The following is a 15,421-nucleotide window of genomic DNA, read 5'->3' as shown; positions in this document are numbered from 1 at the left end:
TGCTGCGAAGGCAATTTCGACCTGTATTTATGCGGGTTTTATGACAATTCTGGAAGTCTCCAACTCTTTCGAGTTTGGGCAAAAGAATTCACGTTGAGACACAAAGCCGCAAAGGTCGCAACCATATGAACCGCGGCGACGCGGAGAGTGCAGAGTCGCAAGATCAAAAAAAGCCTTTCTCTGCGTTCTCAGCATCTCTGCGGTTACGGTGTTGACTTGGTTTGATTTCGTGGTGTTCCAGGTTTGACAGGTATGATGCTGCCCGGAAGGCTTTGGAATGGAGCTTGTCTGAAATTTGGCGCAGGCCCTTTCCGTGCGTCCCCTGACATATGCAAGGCAATCACGTGGACCTGGTCGTGCCCGTGGCCTCGCTCGGCAAGCTGGCCCCAATCACCGCGGACACGACGCAAATCACCAAAGCCGGGATCGCCTGGCGCTTGCAGACACCTTGCTCATTCTGTCTAGGCGGCCGGCCTCCTGCGTGACGGTTTCACCACGCGCAAAGGCCCTGCTCAGCGCCAGTCCCTTCACCAACTACAAGTGCCCCGCTGGGGCGGTTTCGCCTTGCACGAGTTGCAACAGAATTGTCCGAATCCCTTCAACCCCACCACTCGCACTGCCTTCAGCATGCTGGAAACCGGCGCCGTGCAGTTGTTGATCTGCAACTTGCAAGGCCATGAAGTTCGCACACGGGTGTCCGGCCAGATGAATTCCGGACGCCACACAGTCAACTGGTACGGCAGCGACAATGCCGGCGATTTCATGCCCAGTGGCGTGTATCTCTACAAGCTGCACGTGCATGGCTTTGAAGAGACCCGGAAGATGACTTTGATGAAAATAGACAGCAGTACAAACAGCGTTTCACACTTTCAAAGGGCGATCAGGCTTCCTGACCACCCTTTTGTGTTTCGCCGTATCGATTCATTGATTCCGGCCCTCTGCACTGCGCTGCCTCACCCATATCGATCGCTCTCCACGCGAAGAGCTGCCGTCTCGCTGCACCAGCGATCTTGCTCTGGGATAGAAGCTGAACGCGCCTCGATTACGGGAGAACATATCCAAACAACGGATCGCTGATCCCAGGAAGCACGCTTCGTCCCGAGAGGCTCTCCCTCAGTCTGCAGGCACTGGCGACCGTGGATCGTCGACTATTTCAGACAATGGCGATGCTGCCCGCAGGACGATCGATCTGAGGCCGGCGCACGGGCCAAATACAGACAGACGCACAGATCCTCACAAACCGAGTAGGCCGCCAAGACTGCAAGAAAGACACGAGCGCCTCTCTCCAACCGAATTCTCGGCTGTCTCATGACTCGGCGGGGAGGACAAGAATGCGCCGAGGTGTAGAACATGACTGATTTGCGGCAGCTTCACTCACGCTATTCCAATTCGACAACAGCCAGTCCATAGACCTGAACCTCATCCGCCTGAAAGCGAATCACCTGCGCGCCGCCTTTCCTTGCCGTTGAAAATTGCAGCGGACGCATTTGCGCCAGCGCGCCGTCAAAATGTACACTCTTCGCTTTCTTCCCTTGCGGCAATGCAACTTGCACGTCCATGTTCTTTGCGGGCGTGATGTCGCCGTCAACCGTCACATCGTAGTTCACAAAATGCACGAGCATGCGGCTGCCGTCCTGGGGGGCCATCGCCGTGATCTCGACGTATGGCTTTTGCTCCACCAACCGCGTGACGCGATCATCGAGCAGCGCAACGACTTTCTGCGCCGCGGCCTCCAAACTCACCCGCAGCGCTGGATCGATGCGACTGCGCGTGTAGCCCTCAGGAATGTCCGCAAAGACATTCGCCATGGTTGGGCCAAAGGTGGTAAACTCGCCCTTTTCCTTTGACGGGATCAAAAAACGAGAGGCGGGGAGGTTCAGCGGAATATAGCATGCACGGCCTTTGCCAACTTTTTTCTCAGTCAGCTTCGCCGGATACTCCGTGCGGCCAAAAAGCCCGGCCAGAACAATCTGTTCATGCGGCAGGTTGAATTCGTCTTTGGCACCGGAATTTCCCAAAACCACCAGCGTGCCGCCCTTTTCAACATACCGCTTCAGCGCCTCCTGGCTGCGCGTGCTCAACAGCGGCAGGTAGGGCACCAGCAGCAGATCGAATTCCGCGACTTTGCCCGAATGCAAATCATCCTCGACGATCATCGCGTGGGCGATGCCGTTGTCGGACAGCACGCGCGAGGCGCTGAACGCAAAACTCAATTCATCGGCGAGATATTGGTGCAGAGAAGCCAGCACCGCAATGTTGCTGGTGAGTTGTGCACCGAGCAGACTTTTCTCGTTGGCGCTGAGAAAGCCGTAAATCTGTGTCGCGCCGGGCGGCGTCTCGCGTTTCTCGCGAAAGATGGCGTGATTGGCGGCAGCTTCGGCAATATTGATCTGCGCCATGCCGCTCAGGCATTTTTCGGTGGGATTGGGAAAAATCGGCGGCGTGATTTCAGTGGCGTAGACGATCACCGGCTTGCCATGCGCGGCGGCGGTCAGGAATTTCAATGCCGGGCTGTTGGTGATCTTCATGCCTGCTTCATTCTTGCGCGGGGCGCTGTCGAGAAATTCCTGAATCTCCGAATAAATGAAGTCGTCGTATCCCTCCCGCCCCAGCATTTCCATGTTGCCGGCGGCGTCATAGGCAATCGGGCCAAATCCGAATCCGCCATACACATTGCCGGAAATCATGAAATGCGGATTGTATTGCCTTGCCACCGTGCGCAGCCGCCGGTGAAACTCGGCCACCACGTGACCGCGATAGGTGATCCACTCCATCCAGAATTTGTCGCCGCGTTTTTGCGGCAGGTCAATGCCGTCGTAATTGGAAGTGCCGTACTTCCGCTCGCCCATTTGCAGCGGCAGGTTCTTTTTGAGATAGGCGATGAAGTTTTGTTTGGTATAATCGCAATAGCAGGTGCCGCCGGCAATGTGCGTCCAGTCGACATAGGAGCCATCAATGCCGGTTTCGGCCTGAGCGCGCACTTTTCCTTCCATGAACCCCACGTAATCTGGATTGTCCGGGCAGCCCCAGGTTTCGAAGCCCGCGGTGGTCTGCTGACCGTACGGCGCGTAGCGGTAATGCGGAAACGATCCATCCGGATGCACGGTGATCCAGGTGGTGGGATCTTGCTGCGGTTTCGGACCGAGATAATCTTCGAAATCCTGCCAGCGTTCGCTGTAAAATTTCAGGAGATTGATTTGCTGCTTCTGTGGTTGATCCTGGTTCGATTCGGACTTGCCGTTCAACGAAGTCGACAAATAGCGCAGAACGATGTAGCCCTTGTCATGATACTCTTTGTTGAAGGCTTTGGCTTTGGCCATGGCTTCGTCGAATTCGGCGCGGGTCACGGCGTCGAAATTGGGCGCGCCGCTGCCAAACGTGACGGTCAGATTGTTTTTCGTCAAAAAGCCAAGATCGGTTTTATGTCCCAGCCGCCAATGGCCCCAGTCGGTACTGGGTTTCCAGTCATTGAGCGCGACGGCAATGGAAAAAAGCAAGACCACCGCCGCGGCAATTTGTGTCGGTAAACTTCGCATGATTCTCTGAAAGCGGTGCATACGGCCTCCCGTAAGTTCGGCAAGAGTCACGGTTAGAATCCAATTACCAATTCTGCCTGCCCGGTGAAATCGGGCAGTGTTACACAATAATCCTTTTCGCTTTTCACAATTTCCAGTTGCTGATTTCCCAGCATGACTCTTTTCGGTGCATGCGCACTGCGGAAATGGATCGCCGCCTCCGGCTGCGTATTCACTTGCAACTTCAGAATCACTCTGGAAGCCTCTCCTTTATAGTCCACAATGCGGGCGGCGGCGCGGGTGAGGGCGAATTCTCCGCCGTCGATCTTCTTGAGAACAAGCTTGCGATCAGAATTGACAGATGCGTCCAGCATCCTGTCGCCTGCACGATTCCATTCCTGCCAGTCGGCGTTCAAAACCACCGCAGCCTCCGGTGCAAAGAAGTTGCAACGCGCCTTGGTTTTGCTGATCACTTGAACTTCGATGGTCTCGCCCTTTTTCTCGATGGCCGGCATTCTCTTGGAGATGTAGGTCAACCGCGCCTCCGGTGAGGCCTGCGGACCCAGGGTCACGACAATCTTGTTCACGCCCTTTTTCAGATTGGGCAGAATGATGACCTGCTCATCGAAGGCGAAATGCGGCTTGCCGTTGATCGTGACTTTCTCGATGCGATCGCTGGTGTTTTCGATTTTGATGCCCATGCCGCCGGTGAATTGCGGAATCGTATCCAACAATACACCGGAGAGATCCAACTCCATCTCGAGCTGATTGCCCTCGCTGCGCCACGAATAGTTCCACTGCGCCATGGCGCGCAGCTTGTGACCAAGGTCCTCCGGCGTTGGGCAATAGATTCTGTGCGTCGCAAATTTGGCCTTCATTGCGTCGTAGAAAGCAATGGTGCTCTCGTTCACAATGCGTTCTTTCTTCGACTGCGGCTGCGCGGTAATCGAGTAATCGTGCCACATTTCGTTGAAGATCACCCCGCGGCCGATGTTGTTGAACATGTGGTCAAAGATGGCTTCTTCATAAGCCGTGATCTGCGCCGTGGTATAACTCCAGGTCGGATCGTTGAACCACTGGTAATCCGGGGACGGCACATTTTCCAACACCACAAGATTTTTGTGCGGACCGGTGTACCAGGTGAGATTGCCGAATCCCAGCGGCATGTCCTGTTCGAAGCCATGCGTCATGTAAAATGAAAAGCGGCGGGCGATTTCTTCATAATCCTTCATCTGAATCGTATTGCCGGGATTGATGAACCATTCGACCTTGCCGATGGGAAAATCGTAATCCGCCATGTTGAATTCGATTTCTTGAATCGAGCCGCCCAGCTCTTCTTCCCAGCGCGCCGGGGTCATCTCTTTGTTGATGCGATGAAACTTGCTGTGCGTGCCGATTTCCCCGCCCACTTCTTCGATCCTTTTTCCCCACAGCCCCAAATCCTGCCAGCCGGCTTTGGTGGCGTTGCTCGACACCCAGGCATACACTGGCACCACGCCGGATTCTTTTGCCAGTTCGACGAGATAGTTGATGGTCTTGATCTGTGCGTCCAAATTGTTGCTGTTGTCGGCGTCGAGGCGGACGATGGCGGTGAGATTCGCATGCGAAACCTGCGGCGCGGGAAACGGCGCCTCGAGATCGCCATAGATCGCCCACTGCACCGTGCGGATCATGACATTGAACAACTGGTTGGCATAGAACACCTGCGGTTGCACATTTCGAAAGAACGAGGCCGCCCCGGCCCACGTGCTGAAGTCGCTCACCAGCACGATGCGGTTCTTCGCCGGACTGGAAATCGACAGGAACGGGTGGGATTGCCTCTCATTAGTAGAAGTCAGCAAAGCCCGACTGTTAGTTTTGAATTGCATGATGTTCAGGCCGTTCGCCAGGTGCTGGGTGGCAAATTGATTCCTCTCGAAGGGTTTGGTTATATAATGCGCATTGTCGGAAACCTTGATGCGGTAATCGGAGTTGCCCTTGAAGCCGGCGTATTCGATGCCGAGCAGTGCGTCGAGATCAGCGTGATCCCGGTCGCGCGCCTGTTCATCGGCCGTGGCGAGCGGCCCGTCGATGATAAGGTTGCCGCCGGCAGCGAGATATTTCTGCAGCGCGCTTTTCAAATTCTGATAGGCAGTTTCTTCGACATAATTGCATTGTCCGAAGATCAGGAGATCATAGCGCTCGAGCGCTTTGTTGTCCGCGAGATCTTCGAGAAACAGACAGTCATAGGGAATGCCGGCAAGATTGGCAACCGCGGCCCAGCCGTGCGCCGACATCTGCGCCACACCCCAATGCTGCGCGACGCTGGTGCGGCTGATGACGATGCCAAAACGCGGCGTATCAAAACCGGCGCCCATAACCAGCGACGACACAAGGCATATCCAAATCACAACAAATTTGCAGAGAATTTTCGCCATGATTTCCAGCTCCGTTTCCTGTATGGAATGATGTAGGAACGCGACCTGTCGCGGTTCTACCGCAGAATGCCTCGATAATTCTCAATGAGCATGCGCGAATCGGGATGCAGCGCCAGACCGCGCTCAAAGACTCTTCTTGCCTCGGTCAATCTGCCCAGCTCGCGATAAGACAAGGCCAGATTGTTGAAATAATCCGGTTCGCCGTCGTTGATCTTCACGGCTTGCGCATACGCCGCAGCAGCTTCCTGGATTTTCTTCTGCATCATCAGGGCGTTGCCGAGGTTGTAATAGATCTCGGCGTTGGTCGAATCGGTGCGCAAGGCGTTTTCGTAACAGACGCCGGCCCTGGCGAACTCCTTGCTCAGATAGAAGACATTGCCGAGACTGAAAAACAAACTCGCCTTCTCTCCTCCCATGCCCAGCGCCTTCTGGTAGAAACCGATCGCTTTTCCGAGATCGCGCGCTTCACGATAACAATCGCCGATGGCCTCAACAACTGCCGGTTGGAATTCCATGATCGCCAGCGATGTTTCGAATGCTGCGATTGCCTCGGCGTACTGCTGCTGCCGCCGATAGACCCGGCCGATGGCATTATGCGCTTCATACATGCGCGGATCGATCTGCAGAATCTTTTCATAAAGAATGAGCGCCCGGTCAAACGCCTCTTCCCGCGAAAGGAGTTCTCCTTCCAAAAACAATGCGTCGACAAACTGCGGGTGGGCAGCAGTTGCCTTTTGAATGGCCGTCTTCGCGGAATCGACTCTGTCCTGCGCCAGGTAACACCGCGCCAGCTCGTATTGCACCAGCGGGTGAGAAGCATGCGGCGCCTCGACGGCGTTCAGGACTTTCAAGGCCTCTTCATACCTCGCCAATCCGATCAGGTGCCGCGCAAGATTGACCTGCGCTTCGAGGTTGCGGCGGTCGAGGGCAGCAGTGGCAATCAACTCGTTACCCAGAAGATCCGCGCGCTGGAAATATTCTCTCGCCAGATTACTTTCCGGGATGAGCTTTGAACCCGCCATCAGCGTCTGCAGCGACGCATGAGTCTTGCCCTGATAAGCCTCCACCATGCCGGCGAGCAGCAGTCTGGTGGCCCCATGGTGTCGCCGCAGGTCACTCTCGATTTTTTGTCTCTGCGCTGCGTCGTCGGGAAGGTTGGTGATCATTTCGCCGAGCCACGGGCGGCGCGCGGCAATAGCGCCAAGATTGATAAACGCGCAGAAATCCCGCGACCGGATATCGCGCGTGGAAAACTCCAGAAGGGGGCGATCGTCGGTGTTGATCGGATACGCCGCGCTGATCTCCGCAATCCCGCGATGGTCGAGCATGAAGCAATCGAGAAAATCATACACCGAACTGATATTGATTGCTTCAAAATCTTTTTTGACCGCCGGGATCGCCAGGCGCGCGCTGAGTTTCTGAAAATCAATCTGCCAGGGCTCGACCGATCCCAGCAGCACAATCTGCTTGTTGATGCAATTGGGCGCCATCCACAGCGCGCAATAGGGAAACACTGATTGAAAGGTCTTGAGGACAATGGCAAAATCCACCGGATCCAAATCGATCGTCATCCACGTCGAAACGATGCCACCGGGCTGGAGGCGGTCGCGGCAGTTTTCGAAATGATCTTTGGTAAACAGCGAAGCGCTGCTGGTGGCCACTGCATAGTTGCCATCATTCATCACCACATCATAACGCTGCCCGGCATACTTGACGATGTTCTTGCCGTCGACGATGGCATAATCAAACTTCGGATGCTTGAGCACGCCTTCGTTAAGCTCTCGAAAATGAACATCGGAGAGCTCCAGCACGTCCTGCGAGATTTCCGCAACCTGAAAGTCAGCGAGCGGATGCCGCAGCGCGCATTTGGAAGTTTCTCCGGTGCCGAATCCGATCTGCAGCGCCGATTGTGGATTGGGATGCAAACACAGGGGAATGTGTCCCTGCAAGGTCTGCAACGTTTTGAGCATGAAGCTGGTGCCGGCAACGTTCAGTCCGTCGACGTCGATTCTCTTGGTGCGCGAGAACGGTTTGACTTGCTCGTGGACGGTGACTGTGCCTTCGATGCCCTCGCGGTAGTCGATGAGCGGAAAATCCTTTTCGACATGGGAATAGGCGACTGTGAACAGCGTCGCTGGCGTGGCGCGAATGCCCAGAGTCAGAATGAGCATGCCAACCACCGCAAAGCCTGCCACAAATCGCCGCGATAAGTGCCGCCGCTCATACTGAATCAGAAAAACGCCGAGCAGGAGATTGAGCAACACCATTGCCGTGACGGTGGCAGAGGTGCCCAGCGCTGAAATGAGAATGAAGCTGGTGAGGAAAGACCCGGCCACGCCGCCCAGAGTGTTGCAGAAATAAACCAGTCCCAGCCGCGAGCTGAGGTTTTGCAGCCGCGGCGCCGCAATCTTGCCGGCGACGGGAAAACTGGCGCCCATCAACAGCGCAGGCAGAAACATCACCAGAAATGCTTCGAAGAAACGCACGCCGTTCCAGGTCCACCACGAAGTCCGCGGGCCAATGGTGAAAATGCGGTCGTGAATCCACGACAGGTTGATCAACACGATTGCGGCGAGAAGAGCGCTGCACCCGATGCCGATCTCGATCCAGCCGAAAACCGCAAACAGGTTCCGCGCGCGATCCACGCGGCGCGCGGCCACAAAGGAGCCGACGCCAATGCCGCAGAGCATGGTGGTCAACATCACGGTTGTGGCGTAAACCGAATTGGTCATCACAAAAACCAGAACACGCGCCCACAAGACTTCATAGGCGAGCGCCGCAAATCCCGAGAGGGCAACGGCAGCCAGCACGATCTTGACGCGTTGATCCAGCGGAGCCTCTTCCGCCGCGCGCGCAAGCGCGGGAGCAGTTCTGCTCGCAACCGAAAACCGCCAGAGCAGATAAGCGCCTGCCGCGATGATGAAATTGGTGAGCACTCCCGCATAGATGGCATTGGCAACACCGATCACGCGAATGAGCACAAAGCCGGTGACGAAACAGCCGGCCATGGCGCCCAGCGTGTTCACACCGTACAGCGTGCCGATGCCGAATCCAGTGCGTTCAGACTCACGCACCACTGCGCGGCTGAGCACCGGCAGGGTCCCGCCCATGAGAAATGTTGCGGGAAACATGAGGAGAAAGGCGACGAGGAATTTCAGCAGGAAGAACAGCGTTGCCTGGCTCGCCGCTTGGGGATAGAGGAAGGCAAAGAGGGATTCCATCGGGGCGCGCAACAGCGGAATGAGTAGCGCACACAGACCCGCGCCGGCCTCGAGCCAGGCATAGAGCTTCAGCGGATGTTCATGGCGGTCGGCGATTTTGCCAAGCATCAGTCCGCCGCCGGCCAGACCCATCATGAACGCGGCCAGCACCGCGCTCAACGCCAGGGTGGTGTTGCCGAAGATCAATCCGAAAATTCTCACCCAGACGATCTCGTACAGCAGACCGGTCACTCCGGAGAGAAAGAAAGCGATGAAGATAACGATTCTGGCCATGGCTTTTCACAGCGTGTGGTTCATCCAGGTCTACGGAATGATGTGCCTCGCTGGCGCGAAGCGCTCATCCGGCATATTCCGGTTTCCAGTATTCCATGGTTTGCTTTTGCATCGCCAAATTTGCCATGTCCACGGCAATGGCAACGTCGCGGCCGTTGTTTACATTCGAAGTCGGCTGGGTGCGGCTGCGAACACATTCGACGAACTCGAGAAACATCGCACGCGTCGTTTCCAGATCGTCGTTCGTGTTGTTCGCCACCGTTATCGGAATCGCCTCGCCGCGCGCCCAGGCTTTTCTGGTGGCGCTGGTAATGGCGTCGAGCTTGCCGATCTCCTCCTGCGAAAGCACGGCCTCAACCCTTTTGCGCTCGGCATAGAAGTTGGCGACGTGGCCCTCCTCTTTCTTCATTTCGATCGTGCCCTCGGTGCCCATGAAAACCATGGCGACGTCTTCAAAAGCATTGGTGGTGATCGCCTGAAAACTCGCCTTGACGCCGCCGGGATACTCGAACATCGCGCTGACATTGTCGTAGGTCTCCCTGCCGTCCTGCCAGTAGTCGATGCCACCCATGCCGGACACTTTCACCGGCACCGCGCCAAGCACCCAGTTCACGATATTGACGTGATGCGAGCACAGCTCCGCCATCAAGCCGCCGGAGTATTCGCGATACATGCGCCAGTTGAGCAGGCGTTCGTGGCCCGGATCATCCACCGGCACGCGCCAGTTGCCGTTGCGATTGTAGTTGCAGCGAATGTGGGTGATTTTCCCGCACTCGCCGCTTTGGATGCGGCGGCGAACTTCCTGGAACAGAGGACAACTCATCCATTGATAGGCGACCTGAAAGACTTTGTTCGAGGCTTTGACCGCTTTTGACAAACTCAGCGCCTCTTGAATATTCAGCGTCATTGTTTTCTGGCAGATGATGTCCTTGCCGGCGCTGAGACAATCGAGCGCCATGGAGTGATGCAGATGCTGCGGCGTGCAGATCAAGACGGCGTCGACCTGCGGATCGTCGAGCAGCTTGCGATAATCGCTGTAGCCCTTGGCATTCTTGGCAGCGTGCTCCATACCGTTCTCGAGATGTTTCGGAAGAATGTCGCAGCAGGCCACAACTGAAGTGCCTGGGGTCTGTTTGAGGATATAGACTTCCCACGCGCCGCGATCGCCGGTGCCGATGACGCCGATGCGGAGCGGGGCAGCAGCCGGAGAGCGCGCGTCACCCGGCATCATCGCGCTGAGGCCCAGCGTCATGCCGGCGGCGGTGGCGCCGCTGATTTTGAGAAATTCCCGGCGGGAGACTTTCTTGTTCACGATGGCTTCTCCTTCAAAGAAACTCGTTAAGGTTCACGCGTTGGATCCAACCATCACCGGTCACTGCGGCAATACAGAAACTCGAATCGGGTTTCTGAGCTGCCGCGCCAGGTTCTCGATCGCTTCAAAACGTTGAGGTGCGCCAATCCGGAAAACGACATAGGCATTGCGCTCAACGTAGCGGCTGCCCTTGGGAACAAAAGTCAGGTGATCGTGAATGAGGCGGCGATTCCAGTATTTGATCCCGCCGAGCCATTCGCCGATTTGCGTGTGCGCCTGATAGGTCGGCGAAGGCTCTCCCAACGCGTTCGTCAGATCATATTGCAGCCGAATGCTGCCAAAAGCATACTGCTTCTCGGCGTGATAGAAGCACAACCACGGCGCCTCGTTTTCAATCGGCCGCTGCTGCAGCAACTCATATCTTTCAGCAAAAGGCACATCGACGATTTCGCCCTCCGGCCGCTGAAATGCGAGATGCGTGAACATGCTGTCCATGGTCATCTCGTCATTGCGCAGCAGCTCGAGCCAGAGATCCTCGGTGACTTCCATGCTGGAATAGAATTCGAAATAGGGCTCTTTTGCATAGAAGCTGTAAACTGCCGTCAGTAAAATTTCCGGATGACCGGGAGCAAGGTCTTGACGCCGCGTCTGGATCAAATACCTGCCGTTGTCGATCGCCTGCACGCGCGGCTCATTCCAGTGCGCAATCGTCGTGTAATACTCCATCCCCGGCCGCTTGAAATTCGGCGCCCAGTGCAACCGGTCTTCGGCATTGGTCAGCAGTTGATTGAATTCCTCGATGAGCAGCTCACGAATCTGACCTGAGGCATGGCTTTGCGGCTCGGCGCGCTCACTGCGCCGCAGATCCGCGACATAAAACTTGTTCGCGATCCGCAACTCCGTTCCCTTGCCTTCCAGCAACAGGTCGGTGACGGGCTGGGAACGCGAGCCGCTCTCGCGACTTGTTCCCAGCGACAGAATTTTGGTCTCTCCAGCCTGCAGCGTGACCGGAAAAATGACGGAAAAGAGCACTGCTTCGCCATTGGCCGAGAGCTGCTGGTTGAAAACCTGACACGGGATGGCACGCTGCGTCGCGGCATCGATTGCCAGCAATGCGGCATGCGAATCTGCCAACGCCCCGGCTTCGGCTTGCAGCGACAGTTTCACATACTCGCGGCTGCGCGCCAGGCCGATTGGCTCGGTCAAAACAATGCGAGCCAACTCGCGGTCCTGAGCGGATGCCGCTGAAAGCAGCAACAGAAAACCTGTCACAAGGAGAAATCGCTTCACGTTCTCAATTCGCTCGAATGGGATTCCGCAATCGCTCAGCCCAATATTTGATGGCGGCTAAACGATCACCGTTTTCGATTTTGAAAACCAGGTACGCATTTTCTTCAGCGTAGCGACTGCCTTTGGGAAGGATCGTCGCCCGCTCACTGACCAACCGCCGGTTCCAATACTTCCCGCCGTTGGCGCCATCGCTGATTCTCGTATGCGGCTCAGAAGTTGGCGAGGGCGAACCAAAACTGTTTGTATTATCCTCCCGCAGCCTGATGCTTCCGAAGGCATAGTCTTTCTCACGATGATAAAAACAAAGCCACGGTGCGTCGTGTTCAATCGGCTGCTGCTCAAGCACGGCGTACCGTTCCGCCAGCGGCAACTCGAAAACCTCTCCGCCCGGACGTTGAAAAGCGACATGCGTGAACAGGCTGTCCATGGTCATCTCGTCATTGCGCAGCAATACCAGGCTAATCTCACGGCTGATTGCCATGGTCGAGACAAACTTGAAATAGGGCTGGTGTGCATAGAATTTGTATGTCGCGGACAGCAAAATCTCTGGATGGCCGGGAGCAACGTCCTGCCGTTGCATTTGAATCAGGTATGGCCCCTGCTCCAGCGTTGCCAGGCGCGGCGATTCCCACCCTGCGATCGTGCTGTATTCTTCCGCTCCGGCCCGCTGAAAATTGGGCGCCCAGTGCATGCGGTTTTCGCGGCGTGACAGCAGTTGGTTCAAGCCGCTCTTGATGAACAACTCGCGCAATTGTCCGGAGCGATGGCTCTTGCCTTCCGAGGAGGTGGACGAGGTCAAGTCGGCAATGAAGAATTCATTCTCCACGCGCAGTTCAAGTGCATCGCCATGGGCTTGGAGATCAGTGGCGGGATTCGTCTGCGCAACATTCGGCAGTCCGGTTTTGAGATGCAACACGCGGCGCTCGTGAGGCTGCAATGAAACCGGAAAGATGAGCGAGAACAACACCTGCTTCTCGGCAGGCAAAATCCGTTTCTGAAAAATCTGGCATTCGATTTTCTTGCCGCTGTTTTCTGCGATCGCATAAACCATGTCGCCTGGAATGGAGATTTCATCAACAGACGCTTGCAGACTGACTTCGACGTATTCCTCCATTCGCGGCAAGCCGGCCGGCTCACTGAGCACGATACGGCCAAGCTCGCGTTCCTGGCCGGCGGCGTTGCCAAGCCAGCCCGCCAGCAAAAGTGCCATCAGCCTTCGAGGCTGCATCATCTTCGCAGTTCGCATTCTGCCCATCGCCGTCCAGCCACGACTCATTCGCACCACACCACCATGCCTTTGTCGATTTGTGGGATCACGCAAGTCATCTGGCCGTCGCGCCATTCGCCGGCAATTTCCTGAGTCGCTCCCATGAATGGCAATGCAAATATTTTGGAATTCTGCTTTGCCGGAAAAGTGATTTTGACATTTTGCTCCGGTGTCTGCACGGCGTTTTCATCGCCCTTCAGGCCTTTGAAATTCGCAAGGAACACGTGCGGTTTGCCATCCACCTTGGCGATTTGCGCGGAGACAAACGGCGAGGCCTCGACGGCAACCGCCGGTTGGTAGCCGTGCACGTCAGTCAACTCGCCGACAAAACTGGCTTGCTGCTGCTGGAATTGGGCGGTTTGATAATCGCCACTCACGGCAAAGTCATTGAATTCGCTTTTCAAAATCTCGGCATAGGCCTTGCCCGGACACTGCGGCGTGAAGCTGACTTTCATTGGCCGGTTGAGACTCACGGGTTGGGTCGCGTCGGTGATGCCGAACAACTCGTGCAACGGATTCGACGCCAGCAGCAGTCCGGTGTCATCACACTTGCCGGTTTCGCCGGTGATGATCAACGTTTTGCCCGATTTGACATACTGCTCGAAATAACTCAGTTCATCCTTGCTCAAACATTTGGCATCAGGGACAAGCAACACTTCACCTGCGAAATTCTGGCGGTCTCGCGGCGTAACGATTTGAAACTCGAGATGCGCCTGCAGCAGCAAATACATGATGCCTTTGTAGGACGCCATGAAGTCATCGGCAAAATAGTTGCGGGTCTGCGGGGAGAAATAAACGCCAATGGGTTTGATCGGCTGCCGCGGGAGATAGAAGGTCTTTTCATGCTCGGCGATCCACTTGAAAATCTCCGTGCGCGCCGCCATGTCGTTCGAGCCGGACATCACGTGGCCGCGCGCATCCCAGCAATTGGTGCCGGCCATCACATTCGCCAGCGCCAGATTCTTCATCGCCTCGGCGGGATTGATTTTTTCCTCGCCATCCCACGAGTAGGTTAGCATCCAGGAAGCCTTGCCGCCGGCAAAGGCGCGGAAGGAATACATGCCGCTGAGATAAGAAAACCAATTCAGCGGATTCTTCGAAGCAGCATTGCCGCCACCGCCGCTATACTCATGGGCGATCACATCGACGACGGGATACATGTCATAGACATCGGCGCCGACGCGCACCGCGCTCTCCTCGATGCCCGGATAGATCTCGGCGATGGTCATGCACTTCGGATTGACGGCTTTGACATTGTCAGCGATCTCCTGCATGAATGCGGTCAGCGTCGCGATGCGAAAGTCGATCCAGCGAAGGAAGTTGGCATCGCTGAAGTTTCCCAGCTTCAAATCGGTTTTGGCATTCAAACCGGTTTTGGCCTTGAATGCGGCAACGGTGTAGTCATCGAAGCTGGCCCAGGAATCTTCCCAGCCGTCGAAATGCGTCATCCAGTAGGGAATGTCTACAAAGATGCCGTCGATGCCGGTGGCCGCGATTTGGCGCACACGTTCCATGTAGATCGTACGCCACTCTTGCGCATAAGGACTGATCCACACGTCTTCGTCGCCCTCATCGATCCAAAACGCAGTGCCGCCGCCGAAGATCGCCGGCTCGCCGCTCAGCTTGCGCTGCACCCAGTCGGGATGCTCCTTGAAAAAGGTGCGCTCGGTTTCGTCGGCATTCGCGGTGATGCATTCGAGTCCGGCAATGTAGACAAAGGCATGGTTACCGATGGCGTGCGCCTTGTCCGCCATGGCCTTGATTGCTTGCAGCTTTTCGGTGGGATCAAGAAAACTCTCGTAGCGGCCGGGAATATCATTGTCGGTTTCGATACCGAAGACGTGGGTCTCCGTGGCGCTCTTGATGATGTTATCGACGTTGTTGAGATTCAAGCCGTGTCCGGCGATGCGGACAAAGTGCGTCCAATTCTGTTGCGGTTGTTGTGTTTGCGGCTTGGGACTGCTGCACGAGGTTGCGATCAAAAACAAACCCGCCATGGCGATTTGTAGCAGTGGCTTTTGCATAGACTTTTTCTCCAAATCGATACTGATGATCTCTTCGAAAATCACCAAATCTACAGCGGTTTTTAGTCGGATGAACAGGTTGTAGTCCCCGCCCCTTGCCCC

Annotated in this window: 8 protein-coding genes; 1 reads left to right on the top strand and 7 read right to left on the bottom strand. The window is 56.0% G+C overall.

Annotated elements, in window-relative coordinates:
• Nucleotides 1–564 precede the first annotated feature (564 nt).
• Nucleotides 565–1,077 carry a hypothetical protein gene (locus tag L6R21_17065; GenBank protein MCK6560908.1) on the top strand — a complete coding sequence of 171 codons (513 nt, stop codon included), beginning with the start codon at nt 565–567 and terminating at the stop codon, nt 1,075–1,077.
• 302 nt (nt 1,078–1,379) lie between these two features.
• Here the strand turns inward: L6R21_17065 and L6R21_17060 are convergent, their stop codons facing one another.
• From L6R21_17060 to L6R21_17030, 7 genes are all read right to left on the bottom strand, one after another.
• Complete coding sequence (locus L6R21_17060; protein ID MCK6560907.1) at nt 1,380–3,536, bottom strand: beta-galactosidase trimerization domain-containing protein; 2,157 nt, start codon at nt 3,534–3,536, stop codon at nt 1,380–1,382.
• Between the two features lie 53 nt (nt 3,537–3,589).
• Complete coding sequence (locus tag L6R21_17055; protein MCK6560906.1) at nt 3,590–5,887, bottom strand: hypothetical protein; 2,298 nt, start codon at nt 5,885–5,887, stop codon at nt 3,590–3,592.
• Nucleotides 5,888–5,988: 101 nt separating this feature from the next.
• Nucleotides 5,989–9,426: a fused MFS/spermidine synthase gene (locus L6R21_17050; GenBank protein MCK6560905.1), complete on the bottom strand. Its 3,438-nt coding sequence runs from the start codon at nt 9,424–9,426 to the stop codon at nt 5,989–5,991.
• 64 nt (nt 9,427–9,490) lie between these two features.
• Nucleotides 9,491–10,738, bottom strand: a complete 1,248-nt coding sequence (locus L6R21_17045; GenBank protein ID MCK6560904.1) for a Gfo/Idh/MocA family oxidoreductase — start codon at nt 10,736–10,738, stop codon at nt 9,491–9,493.
• Nucleotides 10,739–10,798: 60 nt separating this feature from the next.
• A complete protein-coding gene (locus tag L6R21_17040) occupies nt 10,799–11,959 on the bottom strand; it encodes a hypothetical protein (protein ID MCK6560903.1) in 1,161 nt (386 codons plus the stop codon).
• A gap of 73 nt (nt 11,960–12,032) precedes the next feature.
• Nucleotides 12,033–13,238: a hypothetical protein gene (locus L6R21_17035; GenBank protein MCK6560902.1), complete on the bottom strand. Its 1,206-nt coding sequence runs from the start codon at nt 13,236–13,238 to the stop codon at nt 12,033–12,035.
• Between the two features lie 62 nt (nt 13,239–13,300).
• Nucleotides 13,301–15,319 (bottom strand): hypothetical protein, encoded by a 2,019-nt coding sequence (locus L6R21_17030; GenBank protein MCK6560901.1) that lies wholly within the window; start codon nt 15,317–15,319, stop codon nt 13,301–13,303.
• Between the last annotated feature and the right edge of the window lie 102 nt (nt 15,320–15,421).

This window comes from bacterium, assembly GCA_023150945.1.
Taxonomy (GTDB): domain Bacteria; phylum Zhuqueibacterota; class Zhuqueibacteria; order Zhuqueibacterales; family Zhuqueibacteraceae; genus Coneutiohabitans.
Note: the sequence above shows the minus strand (reverse complement) of the source record. Positions and strands in the feature narration are given on the sequence as shown.

Coding starts and splice junctions, on each gene's coding strand:
- L6R21_17030 (MCK6560901.1), bottom strand. CDS start 15,319: ATGCAAAAGCCACTGCTACAAATCGCCATGGCGGGTTTGTTTTTGATC.
- L6R21_17060 (MCK6560907.1), bottom strand. CDS start 3,536: ATGCGAAGTTTACCGACACAAATTGCCGCGGCGGTGGTCTTGCTTTTT.
- L6R21_17035 (MCK6560902.1), bottom strand. CDS start 13,238: ATGGCACTTTTGCTGGCGGGCTGGCTTGGCAACGCCGCCGGCCAGGAA.
- L6R21_17050 (MCK6560905.1), bottom strand. CDS start 9,426: ATGGCCAGAATCGTTATCTTCATCGCTTTCTTTCTCTCCGGAGTGACC.